This is a genomic window from Tardiphaga alba, assembly GCF_018279705.1.
In the GTDB taxonomy this organism is placed as follows: domain Bacteria; phylum Pseudomonadota; class Alphaproteobacteria; order Rhizobiales; family Xanthobacteraceae; genus Tardiphaga; species Tardiphaga alba.
On sequence record NZ_CP036498.1, the window covers coordinates 4712156 to 4731829 of the forward strand.

General features: G+C 64.1%; 20 protein-coding genes. 5 read left to right on the forward strand and 15 right to left on the reverse strand.

Annotated features, from left to right (window positions below):
* Nucleotides 1-69: 69 nt before the first annotated feature.
* Complete coding sequence (gene mutL, locus RPMA_RS22570; RefSeq protein WP_211909881.1) at nt 70-1890, forward strand: DNA mismatch repair endonuclease MutL; 1821 nt, start codon at nt 70-72, stop codon at nt 1888-1890.
* 192 nt (nt 1891-2082) lie between these two features.
* Here the strand turns inward: mutL and RPMA_RS22575 are convergent, their stop codons facing one another.
* The 3 genes from RPMA_RS22575 to RPMA_RS22585 form a co-directional block, all read right to left on the reverse strand.
* The gene (locus RPMA_RS22575; RefSeq protein WP_211909882.1) at nt 2083-2469 is read right to left on the reverse strand and encodes a VOC family protein; all 387 of its coding nucleotides are present in this window, start codon (nt 2467-2469) and stop codon (nt 2083-2085) included.
* A 13-nt stretch (nt 2470-2482) separates the two neighbouring features.
* Complete coding sequence (gene rsmD / locus RPMA_RS22580) at nt 2483-3040, reverse strand: 16S rRNA (guanine(966)-N(2))-methyltransferase RsmD (protein WP_211909883.1); 558 nt, start codon at nt 3038-3040, stop codon at nt 2483-2485.
* A gap of 162 nt (nt 3041-3202) precedes the next feature.
* On the reverse strand, nt 3203-5317 hold the full coding sequence (locus tag RPMA_RS22585; protein WP_211909884.1) for a pseudouridine synthase: 2115 nt from the start codon (nt 5315-5317) through the stop codon (nt 3203-3205).
* Between the two features lie 140 nt (nt 5318-5457).
* Between RPMA_RS22585 and RPMA_RS22590 the strand changes: the two genes are divergently transcribed.
* Nucleotides 5458-5904 (forward strand): nucleoside deaminase, encoded by a 447-nt coding sequence (locus RPMA_RS22590; RefSeq protein ID WP_249225351.1) that lies wholly within the window; start codon nt 5458-5460, stop codon nt 5902-5904.
* Here RPMA_RS22590 and RPMA_RS22595 read toward each other — a convergent pair.
* Together RPMA_RS22595 and purD are read right to left on the reverse strand one after the other, a co-directional pair.
* Nucleotides 5875-6129: a DUF6894 family protein gene (locus RPMA_RS22595; protein WP_211909885.1), complete on the reverse strand. Its 255-nt coding sequence runs from the start codon at nt 6127-6129 to the stop codon at nt 5875-5877. The two genes, RPMA_RS22590 and RPMA_RS22595, sit on opposite strands and share 30 nt — an antisense overlap.
* 71 nt (nt 6130-6200) lie before the next feature.
* Nucleotides 6201-7484, reverse strand: a complete 1284-nt coding sequence (gene purD / locus RPMA_RS22600) for a phosphoribosylamine--glycine ligase (protein WP_211909886.1) — start codon at nt 7482-7484, stop codon at nt 6201-6203.
* Nucleotides 7485-7577: 93 nt separating this feature from the next.
* Between purD and xseA the strand changes: the two genes are divergently transcribed.
* Nucleotides 7578-9185: an exodeoxyribonuclease VII large subunit gene (gene xseA / locus RPMA_RS22605; protein WP_211909887.1), complete on the forward strand. Its 1608-nt coding sequence runs from the start codon at nt 7578-7580 to the stop codon at nt 9183-9185.
* A 90-nt stretch (nt 9186-9275) separates the two neighbouring features.
* The gene (locus RPMA_RS22610) at nt 9276-9494 is read left to right on the forward strand and encodes a DUF2093 domain-containing protein (protein ID WP_211909888.1); all 219 of its coding nucleotides are present in this window, start codon (nt 9276-9278) and stop codon (nt 9492-9494) included.
* A gap of 100 nt (nt 9495-9594) precedes the next feature.
* On the opposite strand, the gene lpxK is transcribed toward RPMA_RS22610, so the two are convergent.
* The 6 genes from lpxK to RPMA_RS22640 are packed head-to-tail and all read right to left on the reverse strand — an operon-like array spanning nt 9595 to nt 15079.
* A complete protein-coding gene (gene lpxK, locus RPMA_RS22615; protein ID WP_211909889.1) occupies nt 9595-10602 on the reverse strand; it encodes a tetraacyldisaccharide 4'-kinase in 1008 nt (335 codons plus the stop codon).
* Nucleotides 10595-11893, reverse strand: a complete 1299-nt coding sequence (locus tag RPMA_RS22620; protein ID WP_408056460.1) for a 3-deoxy-D-manno-octulosonic acid transferase — start codon at nt 11891-11893, stop codon at nt 10595-10597. The genes lpxK and RPMA_RS22620 overlap by 8 nt, the downstream gene beginning before the upstream one ends.
* Nucleotides 11886-12599 carry a lysophospholipid acyltransferase family protein gene (locus tag RPMA_RS22625; RefSeq protein ID WP_211909890.1) on the reverse strand — a complete coding sequence of 238 codons (714 nt, stop codon included), beginning with the start codon at nt 12597-12599 and terminating at the stop codon, nt 11886-11888. The genes RPMA_RS22620 and RPMA_RS22625 overlap by 8 nt, the downstream gene beginning before the upstream one ends.
* A complete protein-coding gene (locus RPMA_RS22630) occupies nt 12596-12841 on the reverse strand; it encodes a DUF4170 domain-containing protein (RefSeq protein WP_211909891.1) in 246 nt (81 codons plus the stop codon). The genes RPMA_RS22625 and RPMA_RS22630 overlap by 4 nt, the downstream gene beginning before the upstream one ends.
* A 59-nt stretch (nt 12842-12900) precedes the next feature.
* Nucleotides 12901-13701 carry a 3'(2'),5'-bisphosphate nucleotidase CysQ gene (locus RPMA_RS22635; protein WP_408056461.1) on the reverse strand — a complete coding sequence of 267 codons (801 nt, stop codon included), beginning with the start codon at nt 13699-13701 and terminating at the stop codon, nt 12901-12903.
* A complete protein-coding gene (locus RPMA_RS22640) occupies nt 13688-15079 on the reverse strand; it encodes a TldD/PmbA family protein (RefSeq protein ID WP_211909892.1) in 1392 nt (463 codons plus the stop codon). Before RPMA_RS22640 ends, RPMA_RS22635 begins: the two co-directional genes overlap by 14 nt.
* 274 nt (nt 15080-15353) lie before the next feature.
* Between RPMA_RS22640 and RPMA_RS22645 the strand changes: the two genes are divergently transcribed.
* A complete protein-coding gene (locus tag RPMA_RS22645) occupies nt 15354-15884 on the forward strand; it encodes a DUF6101 family protein (RefSeq protein WP_211909893.1) in 531 nt (176 codons plus the stop codon).
* 89 nt (nt 15885-15973) lie between these two features.
* On the opposite strand, the gene RPMA_RS22650 is transcribed toward RPMA_RS22645, so the two are convergent.
* The 4 genes from RPMA_RS22650 to RPMA_RS22665 form a co-directional block, all read right to left on the reverse strand.
* Nucleotides 15974-17410 carry an FAD-binding oxidoreductase gene (locus RPMA_RS22650; RefSeq protein WP_249225352.1) on the reverse strand — a complete coding sequence of 479 codons (1437 nt, stop codon included), beginning with the start codon at nt 17408-17410 and terminating at the stop codon, nt 15974-15976.
* Nucleotides 17411-17427: 17 nt separating this feature from the next.
* Complete coding sequence (locus RPMA_RS22655; protein WP_211909895.1) at nt 17428-18417, reverse strand: Bug family tripartite tricarboxylate transporter substrate binding protein; 990 nt, start codon at nt 18415-18417, stop codon at nt 17428-17430.
* 89 nt (nt 18418-18506) lie between these two features.
* Nucleotides 18507-19103, reverse strand: a complete 597-nt coding sequence (locus tag RPMA_RS22660; RefSeq protein ID WP_211909896.1) for a thiamine pyrophosphate-dependent enzyme — start codon at nt 19101-19103, stop codon at nt 18507-18509.
* Nucleotides 19091-19627 (reverse strand): thiamine pyrophosphate-binding protein, encoded by a 537-nt coding sequence (locus RPMA_RS22665; RefSeq protein WP_211909897.1) that lies wholly within the window; start codon nt 19625-19627, stop codon nt 19091-19093. The genes RPMA_RS22660 and RPMA_RS22665 overlap by 13 nt, the downstream gene beginning before the upstream one ends.
* Nucleotides 19628-19674 lie beyond the last annotated feature (47 nt).

A 19674-nucleotide genomic window follows, 5' to 3' on the forward strand; every position in this document is an offset into this window, starting at 1 on the left:
CTGGGGGCCATAGAATGGCGCCTCAGGTTCCCTACATATCCCCGATCCATTCACCGTGCGCCGAGATCCATGCCTGTTCGCCAGCTGCCAGAAACCATCGTCAACCGCATCGCCGCCGGCGAGGTGGTCGAGCGGCCGGCCAGCGTGGTGAAGGAGCTGGTGGAGAATGCCATCGATGCCGGCGCCAGCCGGATCGAGATCTTCACCGATGGCGGCGGCCGGCGGAAAATCGCCATCACCGATGACGGCCACGGCATGACGCATGCTGATCTCGGCCTCGCGGTGGAGCGCCATGCCACCTCCAAGCTCGACGACGAGGATCTGCTGGCGATCCGCACCCTCGGCTTTCGCGGCGAAGCCTTGCCCTCCATCGGTTCGGTGGCGCGGCTCGGCATCACCACGCGCCATGCCAGCGAGCCGCATGCCTGGTCGCTCACGGTGGATGCAGGCGCGAAAGAGCCCATCATGCCGGCAGCGCTCGGCCACGGCACCCGGATCGAAGTCGCTGATCTCTTTTATGCGACGCCGGCGCGGCTGAAATTTCTCAAGACGGATCGCACCGAAGCAGAAGCAATCCGCGAAGTGGTGCGCCGCCTCGCGATGGCGCGGCCGGATGTGGCCTTCACGCTGTCCGGCGAAGAACGCGCGCCGATCACCTGGGCTGCCGCTTTGCCCGGCGCCCCCGGCCAGCTCACACGGCTCGGTGATATTCTCGGCGCGGATTTCCGCGCCAGTGCGATTGCGGTCCGCAGCGATCGCGAAGGTGTCGTAGTCGAGGGCTTCGCGGCCTCGCCGTCGCTCACCAAGGCGAATGCGCTCGGGCAATATCTGTTCGTCAATGGCCGCCCCGTGCGCGACAAGCTGATCGTCGGCGCCGTGCGCGCGGCCTATTCCGATTATCTGCCGCGCGACCGCCATCCGGTGCTGGCGCTGTTCGTGACGCTCGACCCGCAAGAGGTCGATGCGAACGTCCATCCCGCCAAGACCGAAGTGCGCTTCCGCAATGCCGGCCTCGTGCGCGCATTGATCGTGCATGCGCTGAAGGAAGGCCTCGCGCGCGAAGGCAAGCGCACGGCGGCGAACAATGATGCGGGCGCAGTGCTGTCCTCGTTCCGGCCGAACAGCGCACCAAGCTTCACGCCGCGCAACGCCAATTGGGACTGGCAGCGTTCGCCGTCCTACCCGGTGTCACCTGCGCCTGCTTTCGATGGCGCCACAGCTTTCGCCGAGCCACCGCAAACGGCCTTCGATGTCGGCACGCCCACCGCCGATGTGCGTTTCGAGGAAGCGCCGCAAGTCGATCTCGTCGATCGTCCGCTCGGCGCCGCGCGCGCGCAGGTGCATGAGAATTACATCATCGCGCAGACCCGCGATGGCATGATCGTGGTCGATCAGCACGCCGCCCATGAACGCATCGTCTATGAGAAGCTGAAGGCCTCGCTGGCCAAGAACGGCGTGCAGCGGCAGATCCTGCTGATCCCCGATATCGTCGAAATGGACGAAGCCACCGTCGAGAAGCTGGTGGAGCGCGCCGAGGAGCTGGCGAGCTACGGCCTCGCCATCGACAGTTTCGGCCCCGGTGCCATCGCCGTGCGCGAGACGCCGTCCCTGCTCGGCAAGACCAATGCGGCGTCGCTGCTGCGCGATCTCGCCGAACACATGGCCGAATGGGACGAAGCACTGCCGCTGGAGCGACGGTTGATGCATGTGGCCGCCACCATGGCCTGCCATGGTTCAATCCGCTCCGGCCGACGGTTGCGGCCGGAAGAGATGAACGCGCTGCTGCGCGAGATGGAAGAGACACCGAATTCCGGCCAGTGCAATCACGGCCGCCCGACTTATGTGGAGCTCAAGCTCAACGATATCGAGAAGCTGTTCGGGAGACGCTAACCTTCTCCCTCCCCGGAGCGTAGCGACTGGGGAGGGTGGATCAAAGCGAGCGTTCAGCGAGCTTTGAGACGGGTGGGGTGCTTCCACAAAACTCCGACGTCACGTGGGGCAGCCCCACCCGACCTTCGCTACGCTCAGGCCACCCTCCCCGCGGCGCGCGGCTTCGCCGCGCTTGGGGAGGGAAAGACGACCTCACGTATATTTCGGATCGCGTTCCAGGATTTCGATCGAGACGCCCTGCGGCGCGCGGATAAAGGCGATGCGCAGGCCCGGCTTCAGCGTATGCGGCTCCTTGGTGAATTCGACGCCGCGTGCCTTGAGATCCGCGGCGACAGCATCGATGTCCTTCACCTTCAGACCGAAATGATCGAGGCCGAGATGCGGCTGCACCGGCGACGGACCCACCCCCATCTCCGGCGTCACCGGCGCAAGGAAGATCATGGCGCCGCCGAGCCTGATATCGACACGGCCGGGGGCGCGCACGATTTCAGCATCGAGCTTGTCGGCGAACCACTGAGCGGTGGCTTCGACATCCGGCGTGCGGATATGGACGTGATCCCAGGTGCAGGCGAGCGTCATGGGGGTCTCCCGTTTATTTTGTGAATCTCAGAAACGTGAATTCCGTATCGTCATAGGCGCGGCGTTCGAGTTCTTCATAGCCCTCAGGTGCCACGAATTCGGCATCCTTCGCCTCTTCCACGACGATCAGCGCGTCAGGCACCAGCCAGCCGCCATCGCGTAAGGCTTTGAGCGACTTCTCTGCGAGCTTCTGCCGATAGGGCGGATCGATGAACACCAGCGCGAATGGCTCGACTGGATGCGCCGGGCCGGGATCGCTGGCATCGCGGCGATAGACTTTTGTCACGCCGCCGAGGCCGAGACTTTCGACGTTGTCGCGCAACAGCGCACGCGCTTCCGAGCCATTGTCGACGAACAGCGTGAACTTGGCGCCGCGCGACACCGCCTCGATACCGAGTGCGCCGGTGCCGGCATAGAGATCGAGCACCCGCGCATCGAGCATCGGGTTCTCATAGGCATGCATCAGGATGTTGAACAGCGACTCACGCAGGCGATCCTGCGTCGGACGGATCGCTTGCGTCGAGGGGCCAGCAATGTTGCGGCCACGGAGACGGCCACCGATTACGCGCATCGGAAGGCTCTCTTGAGACGTGCACGGACGGCGTGCTCCCCTCCCCCTTGTGGGGAGGGCCGGGGTGGGGGTACCCCGAACTCCGGCCTGCGTGTGTGGCCCCCCATCCCGGCCCTCCCCCACAAGGGGGAGGGAGCACTACTGCCGTCGCATTAGACACCATTACTCATCCCGCGGCTTGAGATCGCGCTTGCCTTTGTAGCCGCGCTTCGGCGGCTTCTTCGGACCGCCGAACATGGCATCGGCTTCCTTGCGCGCACGCGTTTCTTCCGAGCCCGAGCGCTGCACCACGACGCGGCGGCCCTTGCGGTCCTCCACCGTCGAACGCTTCATCACCGGCTTCTTCACGATCACCGGATCGAGCGAGGTGTCGCCCTTGCTCGGCAGCTGGCGGCCGAAATCGGCGCCGGCGGCCTCCGCAATCTTTTCGCCGAGCTGCTCGCGCAGCACGCGGGTCTTCACTTCATCGACTTCGCCCTCTTCCAGCTCGCCGAGCTGGAACGGGCCATAGGAGATGCGGATCAGGCGGTTCACTTCGAGGCCGAGATGCGCGCAGACGTTACGGACTTCGCGGTTCTTGCCTTCGCGGATCGCAAACACCAGCCACACATTAGCACCCTGGTCACGCTCCAGCGTCGCATCGATGGCGCCATACTTCACGCCATCCACCTCGACGCCGTTCTTGAGCTCGTCGAGCTGCGCCTGGGTGACATTGCCATGGGCACGGACGCGGTAACGACGCAGCCAGCCGGTGTCCGGTAGTTCCAGCGTGCGCGCGAGACCACCATCATTGGTGAGCAGCAGCAGGCCTTCGGTGTTGAAATCGAGACGGCCGATGGAGATCAGACGCGGCAGGTCTTCCGGCAGATGATCGAACACCGTCGGACGACCTTCCGGATCGGCATGGGTCGTCATCAACCCGCGCGGCTTGTGATACATGAACAGCCGCGTGCGCTCGCGCTCCGGCAACGGCTTGCCGTCCACGGTGATCACGTCATTGGCGGTGACATCGAGCGCCGGCGAATTGATCTTGCGGCCATTCACCGAGACGCGGCCCTGGGTCACCCATTCTTCGGCATCGCGGCGCGAGCACAGGCCGGCGCGGGCAACGACCTTGGCGATGCGCTCGGCGCCCTTTTTCTCGGCGGGCTTGCGCGGCGCCTTCTTGGCATCGGGATCGCGCGGACGATATTCGCCGCGGCCACCGAAAGCCGGACGCTGGCGGAAGATCTGGCTGTCGTCCTCGTTGTCGCGGCGCGGACGTTCGTCACGATCGCTGTCGCGCCCACGACGCGGCTGCTCGTGCCAGTCCGCGCGACCGCGAGGCTCACGCGACCGCTCGAATTGCGGACGGTCCTCACGCGAGCGTTCGAAACGCGGACGCTCGCCATCACCGCGCTCGGGGCGATCGTCCCGCGAGCGTTCGAAGCGCGGTTTGTCGAATTTCGGCTTGTCGAATTTCGGCCGATCGAATTTGCGCTCGCCATCGCGCGGCGCACGGGCCGGACGGCTGCCGCGATCATCGCTGCGCTCGCGGCTCTGCCACGGCTTCTCGTCGCTGCGATCGGGACCGCGTTCGAAATCGCGATCGCCACGACCGCCAAAGCTCTTGCGCGGGCCGCCGCGATCCGGCGCACCACGCGAAAACTTCTTCTCGCCGAAGGGCCGATCGCCACGCGGACGATCACCGTCACGCGACGGGCGCGCGCCATATGGGCGATCACCCTGCGGACGGTCACCGCGCGGGGCGTAAGGACGCTTCTCGCCACCACCATCGCGCGGTTTGCGGTCGCCGAACGGGCGATCACCACGCGGGCGATCGCCATCACGCGACGGGCGCGCGCTGAACGGACGGTCGCCATCACGCGGCTTGCGATCACCGAACTTCTTGTCAGAGAAACGACCGGCCGGCCGCGCATCGTCACGATCCCTGCGCGGCGGACGATCACCAAAATCCTTGCGCGGGCCACGCGACGGACGATCGCCATCGCTGCGCGCCGGGCGCTCATCGCGGTTGAAACGCGGACGCGGCGCATCGCCATAATCGCGGCGCGGCGCGCGGTCACCGCCGTCGCGCTTGCCGGCGTAGGGGCGCTTCTCGCCATCGCCGTCACGCGGCGGGCGCGGCGTGTAGCTGCCATCGCGCTTGGCGAACTTCTTCTCCGGGCCGCGGGCGGCACCGGAACGGCCGCCTTTGCTCGGCCCCTTAGCCGGACCTCTGCCGCCGGGCGGCCGGCCGCGCGAGGGGCCGTTGTTTTTATCGTTATCGCGGGGCATGAAAGGTCTCGCTGCAGCGGAAGCTGAATTGGGTTGAGCGCGGAGACATCGCGGGGCGCCATCACGGCGCGTCCGATCGAAGCAGGAACCGCTTTGCTGAAGGCCACTCCGTAGCAGAGTTTTGCGCAGGAAACGAGCTTTTGACCGCCCCTTCTTTCATGGATTTGGCTCTGAAAGCCGCCGAAGCCGCTGGTGAAGCGGGCGAAGTCCCGATCGGCTGCGTGATCGTGCGGGATGGCGAGGTGATCGCCAGCGCCGGCAACCGCACCTTGACCGACAAGGACCCCACTGCGCATGCCGAAGTCCTGGCTATCCGCCAGGCGGCCGAGCGGATAGGCAGCGAGCGGCTGGTGGATTGCGATCTCTATGTCACGCTGGAGCCCTGCACTATGTGTGCCGGGGCGATCTCGTTCGCCCGCATCCGCCGGCTGTATTATGGCGCAGCCGATCCCAAGGGCGGTGGCGTCGATTCCGGCGTCCGCTTCTTTGCCTCGCCGACCTGCCACCACGCGCCGGAAGTCTATTCCGCCGTGGGCGAAATCGAATCGGCGACACTTTTACGAGAATTTTTCCGGGTCCGGCGCTGATGTGCGCTTCATTCGCGTGATCACGGGCACGCGGGTCACCTCGTGGCCATTCTCATGGACGACGCAGATATGCCGCGCATGTTCACGGTTGGCCGGTGGCTGCGCGGAAATTTCGTCAGCAATTGCATAGGCTTCTGCAATCGCTTCGGCATCGTTGTCGAGATCGCGACCGCGGTGGTCGCGCTCGGTCATTCCGTTCTTCAGGTCAAAATAGTAATGCGCCATGAGGAACCTCTCCGGGCCCCCAACGCACATCACAACCTTTGGTTCCGAACAGAAGAGCCTCCGGTTACCTTTTATTTGCCGCCGCGTTCGCGGGCGACGGCCTGCCAGCCGATGTCGCGGCGGCAGAAGCCTTCCGGCCAGTTGATCAGACCGATGGCTTCGTAGGCCCGACGCTGAGCTTCCCCGACCGTCTTGGCCGAGGCTGTTACATTGAGCACCCGGCCACCATTGGCGAGAATCCAGTCGCCCGAGGCCTTGGTTCCGGCATGGAACACCTCGACGCCCTCGATCTGCTCGGCACGGTCGATGCCGGCGATGCGGGTGCCCTTGTCGTAATCGCCGGGATAGCCCTTGGCGGCCATCACCACCGTCAGCGCAGGATCCGGGAACCAGCGCAGGTCGAAATTCTTCAGCTGGCCATCGGCCGAGGCGATCAGCGCGGGCAGCAGATCCGACATCAGACGGACCATCAGCACCTGGGTTTCGGGATCGCCGAAACGGGCATTGTATTCGATCAACTTCGGGCCTTCGTCGGTGATCATCAGGCCGGCAAACAGCACGCCCTTATACGGGCAGCCCATCGCCTTCATGGCCTTCAGCGTCGGCAGGATGATCTCGTCCATGGTGCGCTTCTGGATCGCATCGGTGAAAACCGGTGCCGGCGAATAGGCGCCCATACCGCCGGTATTCGGCCCCTTGTCGCCGTCGAAAACGCGCTTGTGGTCCTGTGCGGCCACCAGCGGCAGTGCATTCTCGCCATCGCACAGCACGAAGAACGAGGCTTCCTCGCCGACCATGAATTCCTCGACCACAGCTTCCGCGCCGGCCGCGCCAAAGCCGCCACCGAGCATCATGTCGATGGCGTCTTCCGCTTCCTGCAGCGTCATCGCGACGACGACGCCCTTGCCGGCGGCGAGGCCGTCCGCCTTGATCACGATCGGCGCGCCCTGGGCGCGGATATAGGCTTTTGCCTTGTCCGCATCGTTGAAGCGTTCATAGGCCGCGGTCGGGATATTGTTGGCCTTGCAGATGTCCTTGGTGAAACCCTTGGAGCCTTCGAGGCGAGCGGCGGCCTTGCTCGGCCCGAACGCCTTGATGCCGGCGGCGGCGAGATCATCGACGATGCCGGCGGCGAGCGGCGCTTCCGGGCCGACCACGACGAAATCGACCTTGTTGTCGCGGCAGAATGTGATCACCGCCGCATGATCGGCGACATCCAGCGCGACACACTCCGCTTCCTGCGCGATGCCGGCATTGCCGGGCGCGCACCACAGTTTCGTCAGCAGCGGCGACGCCGCCAGCTTCCAGGCCAGCGCATGTTCACGGCCACCGGAACCGATCAAAAGAATGTTCATGGGAAGACTGCCTGGCGAAAGACTTTTCGGGTTTTGGATGGTTTTGCCAGCGTTTAGCATGCTATTCCGCTGCCGCAACAGCCCGAGACCCCGATGCCTAAAACTGCCGCTGCCCCGCTGACGAATTCCACCGAATTCACCGTCTCCGAGCTCTCTCAGGCGCTGAAGCGGACGGTGGAAGACGCCTATGGGAATGTGCGTGTGCGCGGCGAGATCACGGGCTTTCGCGGTCCGCATTCCTCCGGCCACTGCTATTTCTCGCTCAAGGACGAGAGCGCCAAGATCGAGGCGGTGATCTGGAAAGGGGTCCATGGCCGGATGCGATTCCGGCCGCAGGAGGGCCTCGAAGTTATCGCCACGGGCAAGCTGACCACCTATCCCGGGTCATCAAAGTACCAGATCGTCATCGAGGCGCTGGAGCCCGCCGGTGTCGGCGCGCTGATGGCGCTGATGGAAGAGCGCAAGCGCAAGCTCGGCGCCGAGGGCCTGTTCGACGAAGCGCGCAAGCAGCTTTTGCCATACCTGCCGGACGTGATCGGCGTCGTGACTTCGCCGACCGGCGCCGTCATCCGCGACATCCTGCATCGGCTGGAAGACCGCTTCCCCCGCCATGTGCTGGTGTGGCCGGTGCGCGTGCAGGGCGAAGGCTCGGCCGAACAGGTGGCCGCGGCGATCCATGGCTTCAATGCGCTGGACATCGGCGGCAAGATTCCGCGGCCCGACCTGCTCATCGTCGCGCGCGGCGGCGGCTCGCTGGAAGACCTGTGGTCGTTCAACGAAGAGATCGTGGTGCGTGCCGCAGCGGAGAGCATGATCCCGCTGATCTCGGCCGTGGGCCACGAGACCGACATCACGCTGATCGATTTCGCCTCCGACAAGCGCGCCCCGACACCGACGGCTGCAGCCGAAATGGCCGTGCCCGTGCGCGCGGAACTGCTGGTCGAGATCGGCACCTTCGAGCGTCGCATGATGCTGTGCTGGCAGCGCGCGCAGGAATCGCGTCGCAACGAACTTCGCGCTGCTGCGCGCGCCTTGCCCAATGCGGGCGACTTGCTCGCCATTCCGCGCCAACGCCTCGATGGCGCCGGCGCGTCGCTGCCGCGTGCATTGAAGGCGAATACGCATGCGCATCATCGCCGTTTCGTCGAAGCAAGCTCAGGCCTGACACTGCGGGTGCTCCGCGCGCAGATCGCGCATGCGACACAGCGACAGACGGTTTACGGAGAACGCCTGAAGCTTTCTGCCCGTGCACTGCTGCGACAACGCCGCGATCGTTTTGCCAATCTCGAACTCCGCCTCAAGGCCTCGAAATCGGCCAACGCGCAGGCGCAGCGGAATGCCATCACGCGGGATCGCGAGCGCACATTGCGCCTCACTGAGCGCGCCCGCCGCGCGTTGACCACGTTGCTGCAGCGCCAGCAGGCGCGCGTCGACGCATCGAACAAACTGCTCGCCGCCCTCTCCTATCGCAGCGTGCTGGCCCGCGGTTTTGCACTGGTGCGCGACGAACAGGGCGCAGCGCTGCATGCGGCCGCCGCCATCGATGCCGGCGCACGCCTGAGCATCGAATTTTCCGATGGGCGCGTAGGCGTCACCGCAGATGGTGATCATCCGGCGCCGGTCCGCGCGGCCAAACCCGCGGCAGCCAAACCGGCCACATCCAAGAGCGCGAAGAAAATCGACCAGGGCAGCCTGTTCTAGGTCCCGGCCCCCGCTTTCATTTACAGCCTCAAAGCCCTATTTATAGGGCAACGCATGACATCGACGTCTGGACGATCCAGGAGACCAGCCTTGCTCAACAAATTCGGCCCATCCGGCAATGGCGAAGCCAAACTGCAATATCTCGACGGCGATTTTCGCGTCGTGGCCCCCGGCACCTATGTGACCTGCGCCATCTCGGGCGAACGCATTCCGCTCGACGAGTTGAAGTACTGGAGCGTGGACCGGCAGGAGGCCTATGCGACGCATACGGCCGTGTTGAAGCGGCTTTATCCCGAGCAGGTGAAGTAAAGCTCGGCCGTAGGGCGGATTAGGCGAAGCCGTAATCCGCCGCGGAGTTTCAACCATGAATTCGGCCGGCGGATTACGCTCCGCTAATCCGCCCTACGGCTCAGCGCCTCGTCCCGGCCTTTGCGCGATTGAGAGTCTCGCGCACCAGACTGCGCAACCCGTCTTTATCCTCGACATCAAGCGCCACAGCGAAACCAGCGATGTCGGCTGCAGCCGGCATGTCGCGCAGCTTCACCAGGTCTTTCTCCGTCGTGACCAACGTCAAATTCTGCGAACGCGCCTGCACTACCAGCGCATCAATATCCGCCGTCGTATACGGATGATGATCGGCAAACACTTTCTCTACCGCGACATCCACCCCCGCATGGCGCAGCGTGCGGAAGAAGCGACCGGGGTCGCCTATTCCCGCAAAGGCCAGCACGCGCTTGCCCTGCAGCGCCTGCACCGACGCAGCATCCGACTTCAATCGCGCCGTGAACACCTTGCCACCGCGGCCATGCACCAGCGCAGAGACGCCGGTGGCAGCGACGCCATCGCCGATCACCACCAGAGCATCGGTGCGCGGGATCTGGCGGTCGAGCGGCGCTCGCAACGGGCCCGCCGGAAAGATACGACCGTTGCCAAGGCCGCGATTGCCGTCGATGACGATCAGCGACAGATCCTTGGCGATGGCCGGGTTCTGGAACCCGTCATCCATGACGATGACGCTAGCCCCGGTGGAGCGCGCCAGCGCGGCGCCACCGACGCGATCGCGGGCAATCACAACTGGAACATCGCGCGCCATCATCAGCGGCTCGTCGCCGACATCGGCGGCGCTGTGCCGTCCCGGCTCGACCTTCACCGGCCCCCGCAATTTGCCGCCATGGCCACGGCTGAGAACCACCGGCGTCTCGCCGAGCTCGCGCAGCAGTTTCACCAGCGCCAGGGTCGTCGGCGTCTTGCCGGCGCCCCCGGTGTGATAGTTGCCGACACAGATCACGGGAATGCCGACCACCGTCCCCTGCTTCATCATGCGCGCGGCGGTGATCTCGCCATAGACGGCGCCGAGCGGCATCAGCAGGCGCGACAGCAGGCTATTCCGCTGCTGCCAGAACGCCGGCTCACGCATGATGGCCACCCATCTCAAAGCGCAACTGCATCAGATAGGGCTCGAGCGCATGGAGCGTGCGATCAAGCCCGCCGCCGAGACGCGTGACAACTTGGGCCGCCGCGTCGATGGATATGTCGCGCGCAGCCCGGTCGCCCAGCATCTGTCCCAGCAGTTTTACAAGCTGCTCGGATGAGTTTGCCTGTCGCGCGCCCCCAGCGCGGTCCAGCGCATCATAGACATCGGTGAAATTGAACACATGCGGCCCATGAACGATGGCCGCGCCGAGCTTTGCAGGCTCGATGGGATTCTGGCCGCCATGCGGGACCAACGAGCCGCCCATGAACACCACCGGCGTCAGGCGGTAGAACAGACCCAGTTCGCCCATCGTATCGGCCACATAGACATCTGCACTGGGCGCCTCGCCACGCGAGCGCATGGTGACGCGAAGACCATTCGCCTGCACCATTTCCGCAATCGCCTCGCCACGGTGCGCGTGACGCGGGACGATGACGGTGAGCAGCGACGGAAAGAAATTTGTCAAGGCCTTATGGGTTTCGAGGATGATCTCCTCTTCGCCCGGATGGGTAGATGACGCCACGACGATCGGCCGCCCGCGCGTCGCCGCCTTCAAGGCGTCGAGCTTCGCTGCATCGCCGGGCGGCGCCTGCACGTCGAATTTCAGATTGCCGGTAACCAGCACGCTGCGCGCGCCCAACACGCTGAAGCGTTTAGCGTCGGTGTCGGACTGAGCAAGACAGATTTCGAAACTTCCCAGCAGTGCGGAAATCGTCTTCGAGAATTTCTGCCAGCGTGGGAATGAGCGCTGCGACATCCGCGCATTGATCAGCGCCATCGGCAGGCGACGCTTCGCGGCCGACAGGATCAGGTTCGGCCAGAGATCGCTCTCGATGAACAGTGCCAGACTCGGATGCCAGTGGTCGAGAAAACGCGCGACGTAACGCGGGGAATCATAAGGGATGTATTGATGAATGATGTCGGGCGGAAAGCGCTTGGCGATGATGGCCGCCGAGGTCACCGTCCCGGACGTGAGCAAGATGCGCATGTTCGATGCACGCAAGCGCTCGATGAGCGTCGCTGCAGCCAGCACTTCGCCGACGCTGGCACCGTGCACCCAGACCAGCGGTCCGGCCGGACGTTCGATCGCGGCAATGCCGCGGCGTTCATCGATGCGTTCGGGATCTTCCTTGCCTTTGCGCAGACGCCGCTTCATCAGCAGCGGCACCATCGGCGTCAGCGAGGACGACAGGCGACGATAGGCGCGCAGCGTGATCGGCAGGGTCTCAGGCATGACGATCGCCATCCGGCCGGCCGACGGCTTCATAAGCGCGGCGCGTGGCATCGTTCAGCGTCGCTTCCAGCCGCTGGCGTAGTTCTTCCATCATGGCGCTGTCGGCGTCTGGCGGCACGGTCATCGGCTCGCCGCCGACCAGCGCACCGCGGCCGAATGGCAGATTGATGGTGGTGTGATCCCAGTTGTTCAGCTGATAGAAGCGGCTGGTCGCCATCGCGAAAGGCATGATCGGCCGCCCGCTCTCGCGCGCCAGCATGATGATGCCGAGGCCCGCGATGCGCGAGCGCTTCGGCACATCGGCGGTGAGCGCCATGTTGACGCCGCTCTCCAGCACCCGCACCATTTCCTTGAAGGCGCCGACGCCGCCCTTGCGATGGAAGGCGCCACCGTGATCGCCGGAACCGCGCACGGTCGAGATGCCGAGCCGCTCCGCCGCCAGCGCATTGAACTCGCCGTCGCGATGCTTCGAGATCAGCACCGCACCGCGATAGTCCTTCTGCTTGATGAAGGGCGTCATCAAGTGCTGGCCATGCCAGAAGGCGAGAATGACCGGCATCTCGGGTTCGACGATGTCATAGACATCGACGGGATCGAAACTGAACTTGTTGGTCTTCCACACAAGGCGCAAAAATTCGGCCGCGAGGAACCCCGCGGCACGTTGCACCCAGCTGCTGCGCAGCGTGTTTCGCAGCAGACGTTTCAAGTGGCGGGCTTTGCGTCTTGACCCGGATCGAGCAGTCGATGGAGATGGACGATGAAGTAGCGCATATGCGCGTTGTCGACGGTGGACTGCGCCTTCGCCTTCCAGGCGACCAGCGCCGATGCGTAGTTCGGGTACACGCCGACGATATCGACCTGATCGAGGTCCTTGAAGGTAAAACCCTTCAGGTCGGTGAGTTCGCCACCGATGACCAGATGAAGCAGTTGCTGTGGTGTGTCGGACATAGGTTCTTCCTGCAGCGGCCGGCTGCGATCAGTTTTGCAGAAAAGGATGGTGCGGCTGGTTACGCCCGGTTGATCCGGAACTGCTCAACGATATGGGCATGACGATCGGCCCCCGCTGCTACCAGCAACCCGTGCGTGACTTCCCGGCGATTATACAAAATGGGATCGCCCGAAAGCTCGCTCATTCTACCATTCGCTTCATTCACGATCAAATCCGCAGCCGCCAGATCCCAGTCCTTGCTCTGGCCGCCGGCGAAAGCCGCGTCCAGCCGTCCATTGGCGATCCAGCACAACCGCAGCGCTAACGACCCGATTCGCGGATGCAGCACCAGTTCCTCGGGATGCGGCAAACGCTCCACCAGAGGTTTGGGGCCGGCAATGCGGGTGAAATCGAGCGCCGTCCCCGGCGTTGCCTGCACGGGCTTGCCGTTACAGGTCGTTCCCTGCCCGCGCCGGCTGAGGAAAAATTCATCTGTGGACGGTGCATAGACCGCGGCCATGACCGGCCGGTGTTCCTCGACCAGTGCGACACAAACGCACCAGTCCTCGCGACCGGCGAGATAGCTGCGGGTGCCGTCGATGGGATCGATGATCCATGTGAGCTGCTTGCCGAGGCGGGCGTCGCCGTCGAGGCTTTCCTCCGACAGCCAGCCATAATCCGGCGTAGCGCTGCGCAGGCGCTGCTCGATCAGGTCGTTGAGCGCGATATCGGCTTCCGACACCGGCGAGGATTCGCCCTTGATCCATTTGCGCAGTTCGGTATGGAACATCGACAGGCCGAGCGCGCCGGCCTCGCGCACGGTGTGTTCCATCAGCGCGAAGTCGCGCGCCAGCGCTGCGGATTTATCAGCGTCCGGCAATCGTCAGTCCCTCGACGCGCACGGTCGGCGCGTTGACGCCGTATTTGAAACTGAGGTCGTTCGCCGGCACCAGCGACTTGAACATCTCGAAAAGATGGCCGGCGATGGTGATCTCACTCACCGCATAAGTGAGCTTGCCATTCTCGATCCAGAAGCCGCCGGCACCGCGGCTGTAGTCGCCGGTCACGCCATTGACGCCGGAGCCGATGAGGTCGGTGACGTAAAAGCCTTCCTTGATGTCGGCGATCAGATCCTCGGGCGACACATCGCCCGCTTCCATATGCAGATTGTAAGCGCCCGGCGATGGCGACGACGACACGCCGCGATGCGCATGGCCGGTGGTCTGCAGTCCGAGTTCGCGCGCGGTTGCGCAATCCAGCAGCCACGTCGTCAAAACGCCGTCATCGATCAGCGCGCGCTTCACGGTCGCGACGCCCTCGGCATCAAAGCTCTGCGAGCGCAGACCGCGCACGCGCAGGGGATCGTCGATGATGCGGATATTGCTGCTGAACAGCTGCTTGCCCAGACTGTCCTTCAGGAAGGTCGTCTTGCGCGCCACCGATGCGCCATTGGCCGCACCGATGACGTGGCCCACCAGCGAATTCGACACGCGGGGATCATAGACCACCGGCACCTTGCAGGTTGCGACCTTGCGCGGATTGGCGCGCGCCACCGTGCGCTCGCCGGCGAGCTTGCCGACAGCGGCAGGCGACTCCAGATCGGACGCATGCAGCGCGGAGGTGAATGCGTAGTCGCGCTCCATCTTGGTGCCGTCGCCGACAATGGCGGTCATAGACACGCCGTGGCTGGAGCGCAGATAGGAGCCGTGGAAGCCGGTTGAGGTCACTAGCACCATGCCGCCGATCCCTGTCGAGGCCGATGCGCCGCCGGACTTGGTGACGCCGGAAACCGCGAGTGCAGCTTGTTCAGCTTCGATCGCGCGACGTTCGAGTTCGCCGACCGACGGCACGACGGGATCGAGCACGTCGAGATCCGGAAACGTCTTCGCCAGCAATTCGGGATCAGCGAGCCCGACATATTTGTCGTCAGGCGCCACACGCGCCATCGCCACCGCGCGTTCGGCCAGCTGCGCAGCACTGTCGCCGGACATGTCATTGGTGGAGATCACCGCCTGACGGCGCCCGACGAACACGCGCAGGCCGACATCGTCGCCCTCGGAGCGCTCCGATGCTTCCACCTTGCCATCGCGCACCTCGACGCCATGCGAGACCCCGCGCACGGCGACCGCGTCTGCCGCATCCGCACCGGCGCGCTTGGCGGCCTCGACGAGGCGTTGCGCCAGATTGGACAATGCGGATTGATCGAGCAGGTCGGAATTGTCGGATCGTACGGACGTCGCGTTTGGTGAAGAGATCACAAACAAAATCCCTGAATTTGGAGCGGTCGAGTGGGCGTCGGCGAAGCTCTACAGATGTGCCCGTTTTGCAGGGATTTCAAGCATTTGCCGCGCTGGATGGGTTGAATTTTCACCCCCGCGGCAAGGAGTCGTCAAGCATGCCGGTTTGGCTTTCATCAAGCATGCGATTCGGGTCGGATTCTCTTAACCAGCCTTTTTAAGCGAATCCGGGACCCGCTCTGGCAAGCTCCTCCCATCGACCGGAAGCATAATTCCGGCGGGGAGATAAAAAGCCGTGGGGCATCAAACAGCAATCGAGGCGTCCGCCTCATCGACCTCGGGATCGAGCAGCGCCGTGCGGCTCGATCCCCATTCACTGCCGCTTCGCTTCGAAGCACATGACAATCGCGCCGACGGCTATGTCCGGCGCGTCGAACTGCATCGCGAGCGTGTCGTCCTGCATCGTGCCGTCCGCGGCATGCGCATGGCGATCAATGTGCGCGTCAGCGATTTCATGGGCGTCGCGTTGCGCGGGCTCGATGACGGCAAGATGCTGGTTCTGAAGCATCGCGATCCGTCATTGTCGATCCCGCTGCTCGTCAGCTCGGATATCGAGGAGATCGAGATGGCCTGGCCGATGTGGAGCGAAATCTTCGCCCTTCCGCAATTGCCGGAAGAGAAGCCGATCGAGCCGGCGCAACGCCGCCGTCGCCGCAATGCCATTCGTGAACGCCGCCCACGTTTCCTGATGCGCCGTCGTGTCGGTGCGTTGTTGAACGAGGCTGGTCACTACAAAGGCGAGCGCGAGATTATTGCGCGGAACTGAGACTGTAGCCCGGATGAAGCGAAGCGAAATCCGGGATTCAGAGCCTCAACAATTCGCCGGTCCCCGGATTGCGCTGCGCTCCATCCGAGCTACGGTAATCGCAACACTTTCCCCGGATTCATGATCTTCCCCGGATCAATCGCCAGCTTCACCCGCCGCAACAGATCCATCTCGACCTCCGACGTATAGAGCGGCAGGCGATCAATATGCATGCGGCCGATGCCATGCTCGGCGCTGATGCTGCCACCACAGGCGACGCTTTCCTGATGCACGATCGTATTGGCCTGATGCGCCGCAGCCTCGCGCGCCGAGGCGTCCCCGATGTCATGGGGAAAGATCACGATCACATGGACATTGCCATCGCCCACATGGCCGCAATGCGCCACCTGGGCCTGCGGCAGTTCATTTGCGAGCCGCAACGTCACGCGTTCGAGAAATTCCGGCAGCGCCGAGACCGGCACCGATGTGTCGTTCGATGCCACGAAGCCCTCGCGCTTGCACGACTCCGAAATCGAGTGCCGCAAATTCCAGATGCGCTCGGCCTTGCTCTGATCGCTGGCGATCACCGCATCGATGATCAGGCCATCTTCCATCGCGGCACCAAGCGCCGTCTCCATGCTCTCGGATGCATTCCAGTCCGGCGAACTGTCAGCGAGTTCGAGCAGCACATACCAGGGCGCATCAGCCGCCATCGGACTGCCGCTGGTCACGCCTTGGCGCAGCACGATCTGCAACTGGCTCTGCGACATCAGCTCAAATGTCTCGACGCGTCCGCCGGTCACACGCTGCAATTCGCGCAGCAGCGCAATGGCCTGATCGACGCGCTCCAGCGCCACCATCGCCGTCGCCGATACGGCAAGCTTCGGATAGAGCTTGAGCACCGCCGCCGTCACGATACCGAGCGTACCTTCCGCGCCGACAAAGAGCTGCTTGAGATCGTAGCCGGTATTGTCCTTGCGCAGCGCCTTCAACCCGTTCCAGATCCGGCCATCGGGCAGCACGACCTCCAGCCCCAAGACCTGTTCGCGCATGTTGCCGTAGCGCAAGACACCGGTGCCGCCCGCATTGGTCGAGATCAGCCCGCCGACCTCGCAACTGCCGACACTGCCGAGCATGACGGGAAACTGCCGGTCATGTGTATCAGCCAGCGCGCGCATATCGGCAAGAATGCAGCCGGCGCCGACGGTCATCGCATTGTTGGGCAAATCGACGCGATGAACCTTGTTCAGCCGTGACACATTGACCAGCAACACCTCCGCTCCCTCAGGTACCGTCGCGCCACCGGTCAGGCCGGTATTGCCGGCCTGCGGCACGATTGCGATGCCGCGCTCGGCGCAGAGGCGGACCACGGCAGACACGTCCTCGGTGCTACCCGGAAGCGCAACGGCGAGCGCCGCGCGCTGGTAACGCCCGCGCCAGTCCTGCTCATAGGGCTCGGCATCGACGCCGGTGCGCAGGTTTTTGTCGCCGATGATCTCGGCGATTGCGCGAAGAAAGTTGAGGCGCTCGGATTCGGAAAGAGGCACGCAGCAGTCCTTTCGGTTCATTCGGCCTTGAGGCCGGCGGCCTGGATGATCGGCCCCCATTTCGCGATTTCTGCACGAACCTGCGCCGATAGCTGATTCGGCGTCGAGCCCACCGGCTCGCCACTGAGTTCGATCAATCGCTGCTTGACGTCCGCATCCAGCGTGGCCTTGCGGAATTCGGCGCTCAGGCGCTCGGTCATCGCCGCCGGCATGCCCGGCGGCCCGAAGATCGCATTCCACGTATAGGTCTCGTAGTCCGGCAAACCCTGCTCCGCCACCGTTGGAATGTCGGGGAACGATCCCGCACGTTTCTTCGTCGTCACGGCCAGCGCTCGCGCCGTACCGGCCTTGATGAAGGGTGCGGCGCCGCTGAGCACGTCGAACAGGATCGGAATCTGCCCGCCGATCAGATCGTTCATCGCCGGCGCGCCCCCGCGATAGGGCACATGCTCCATTTTCACGCCGGCCATGGTCTTCATCAATTCGCCGGATAGATTCGGCGGCGTGCCGACGCCGGATGAGCCGTAGCTGTATTTTCCAGGCTCGGCCTTCAGCATCGCAATCAGTTCTTTGACATTCGTGGCTTTGGAGGTCGGAGGCACCAGCAACACATTCGGCACCGTCACGATCATCGAGATGGCCGTGAAATCAGCCACAGGATCGTAAGGCGGCTGCTTCGCCATCAGCGGATTGATGGTGTGGGTCGAGATCGTGCCCATCAGCAGCGTCTGACCGTCGGGCTTGGCCTTGGCCACGCGTGTCGCACCGACCACGCCACCCGCACCGGTCACGTTCTCGATGATAATGGTCTGGTTGATCTGCTCGGCGACTTTCTTCGCCACATGCCGGCTCACCACATCGGTGGCGCCACCGGCCGCAAAGGGTACGACCAGCGTGATCGGCCCCTTCGGCAGATCTTCTTGCGCCCACCCACTGCGTGAAGAGAGTAGCGAGGCCGCCGCGATGGCGGCCGTGCCGAAATGTCGACGCGTCATGCCTGTCGTCATTGTTTCCATCCCTGATGTTTTGAAGGTCGGCACCGGTTGATCCGGTGTCCGCCGAAAGACAGGGCGCCGTAGCGCCCTGCTACAGTCATTCAGATCGGCGCGTGGCCGAGCGCCGCACGAAAACGATTCTTGACGTAAACGCCATCTCGCGGCGGCAGCAAGCGCGGCGGGTTTTCAGCTTTCACTTTGATGGTGGCAAGTTTCACGCCGTCGCGCGAGCTCACGCGCGTGCGCAGATCCTCCACGCCGGCCATGTCGCGGATTTCTCTGGTCCAGCCGAAGCCGCAGGATTGCGCGACCTTGTCGAGATGGACGCCCATGCCCGCATGGCTCACTTGCATGCCGGTTTCGCCAAAATGACCATTGTCGAGTACGGCGATGGTGAGATTGGCGGGCCGCCGCGTGGCAATGGTCGCCAGCGCCCCCATGCCCATCAGCATTTCGCCATCGCCGGTGACGACCAGGACGGAATGATCCGGTTTCGCCGTCGCAAGGCCGAGGCCGACCATGGCCGCACTGCCCATGGCGGCCCAGAGATAGTAGTTGTTGTCGTGATCGCCTGCGGCCATCACGTCATAGGATGGCGAGCCGAGGCCCGTGACGACGAGAAGATTCTTGCGACCAGTCAGCAGCGTCTTCACCACCTCGCGACGATCCAATGCGCCGCCCGCGTTTACTTCACCCATTGCTTCTCTCCGATCAGGCGCTGTCCAAGCAGCAGGGCGCAGGCCGAGTCGCCATTGAAAGCCATCGACGCCGCACCGCGCAGCAGCGGCGCAACGTCCTGCGGCTCATCGGCGCGCCATGTCAGCACGCCCATGAGGTTCAGCGCGCGCTCGGTCGCTTGCCCCATTGGATTCTGCCAGCCGTTGAATTCGGCCCAATCGCCGCGCATGGTGACGACCATCAGCAGCGGAAATCGCGTGCAGGTCTGGAGAGCCAGAGTGTTGATGCAATTGCCGACGCCGCTGGACTGCATCAGCAGCGCGCCGCGCTCGCCACCGAGCCAGGCGCCGGCGAGATAGCCGATGCCTTCCTCTTCCGTGGTCAGAACCACCGAATTGATCGCATTGTCTTCGTTCGCGAGGCGAATGGCCGTCGAATGTCCGGCATCCGGAACATAGACGATGTGTTTGACATCTGCGGCCTTGAGAATGTCGAACACATCCTGCCGCCAGGCCTGTCCCGGCCCCTCCCCCGCATCGCTCATCCAAGTCTCCGCTCGTTGACTACGCTGCCTGCATCGTAGCGTAGACG

Coding starts and splice junctions, on each gene's coding strand:
- mutL (WP_211909881.1), top strand. CDS start 70: ATGCCTGTTCGCCAGCTGCCAGAAACCATCGTCAACCGCATCGCCGCC.
- RPMA_RS22620 (WP_408056460.1), bottom strand. CDS start 11,893: ATGCCTGAGACCCTGCCGATCACGCTGCGCGCCTATCGTCGCCTGTCG.
- lpxK (WP_211909889.1), bottom strand. CDS start 10,602: ATGCGTGAGCCGGCGTTCTGGCAGCAGCGGAATAGCCTGCTGTCGCGC.
- RPMA_RS22585 (WP_211909884.1), bottom strand. CDS start 5,317: ATGCCCCGCGATAACGATAAAAACAACGGCCCCTCGCGCGGCCGGCCG.
- RPMA_RS22630 (WP_211909891.1), bottom strand. CDS start 12,841: ATGTCCGACACACCACAGCAACTGCTTCATCTGGTCATCGGTGGCGAA.
- RPMA_RS22655 (WP_211909895.1), bottom strand. CDS start 18,417: ATGACGACAGGCATGACGCGTCGACATTTCGGCACGGCCGCCATCGCG.
- RPMA_RS22665 (WP_211909897.1), bottom strand. CDS start 19,627: ATGAGCGATGCGGGGGAGGGGCCGGGACAGGCCTGGCGGCAGGATGTG.
- RPMA_RS22660 (WP_211909896.1), bottom strand. CDS start 19,103: ATGGGTGAAGTAAACGCGGGCGGCGCATTGGATCGTCGCGAGGTGGTG.
- rsmD (WP_211909883.1), bottom strand. CDS start 3,040: ATGCGCGTAATCGGTGGCCGTCTCCGTGGCCGCAACATTGCTGGCCCC.
- RPMA_RS22595 (WP_211909885.1), bottom strand. CDS start 6,129: ATGGCGCATTACTATTTTGACCTGAAGAACGGAATGACCGAGCGCGAC.
- RPMA_RS22575 (WP_211909882.1), bottom strand. CDS start 2,469: ATGACGCTCGCCTGCACCTGGGATCACGTCCATATCCGCACGCCGGAT.
- purD (WP_211909886.1), bottom strand. CDS start 7,484: ATGAACATTCTTTTGATCGGTTCCGGTGGCCGTGAACATGCGCTGGCC.
- xseA (WP_211909887.1), top strand. CDS start 7,578: ATGCCTAAAACTGCCGCTGCCCCGCTGACGAATTCCACCGAATTCACC.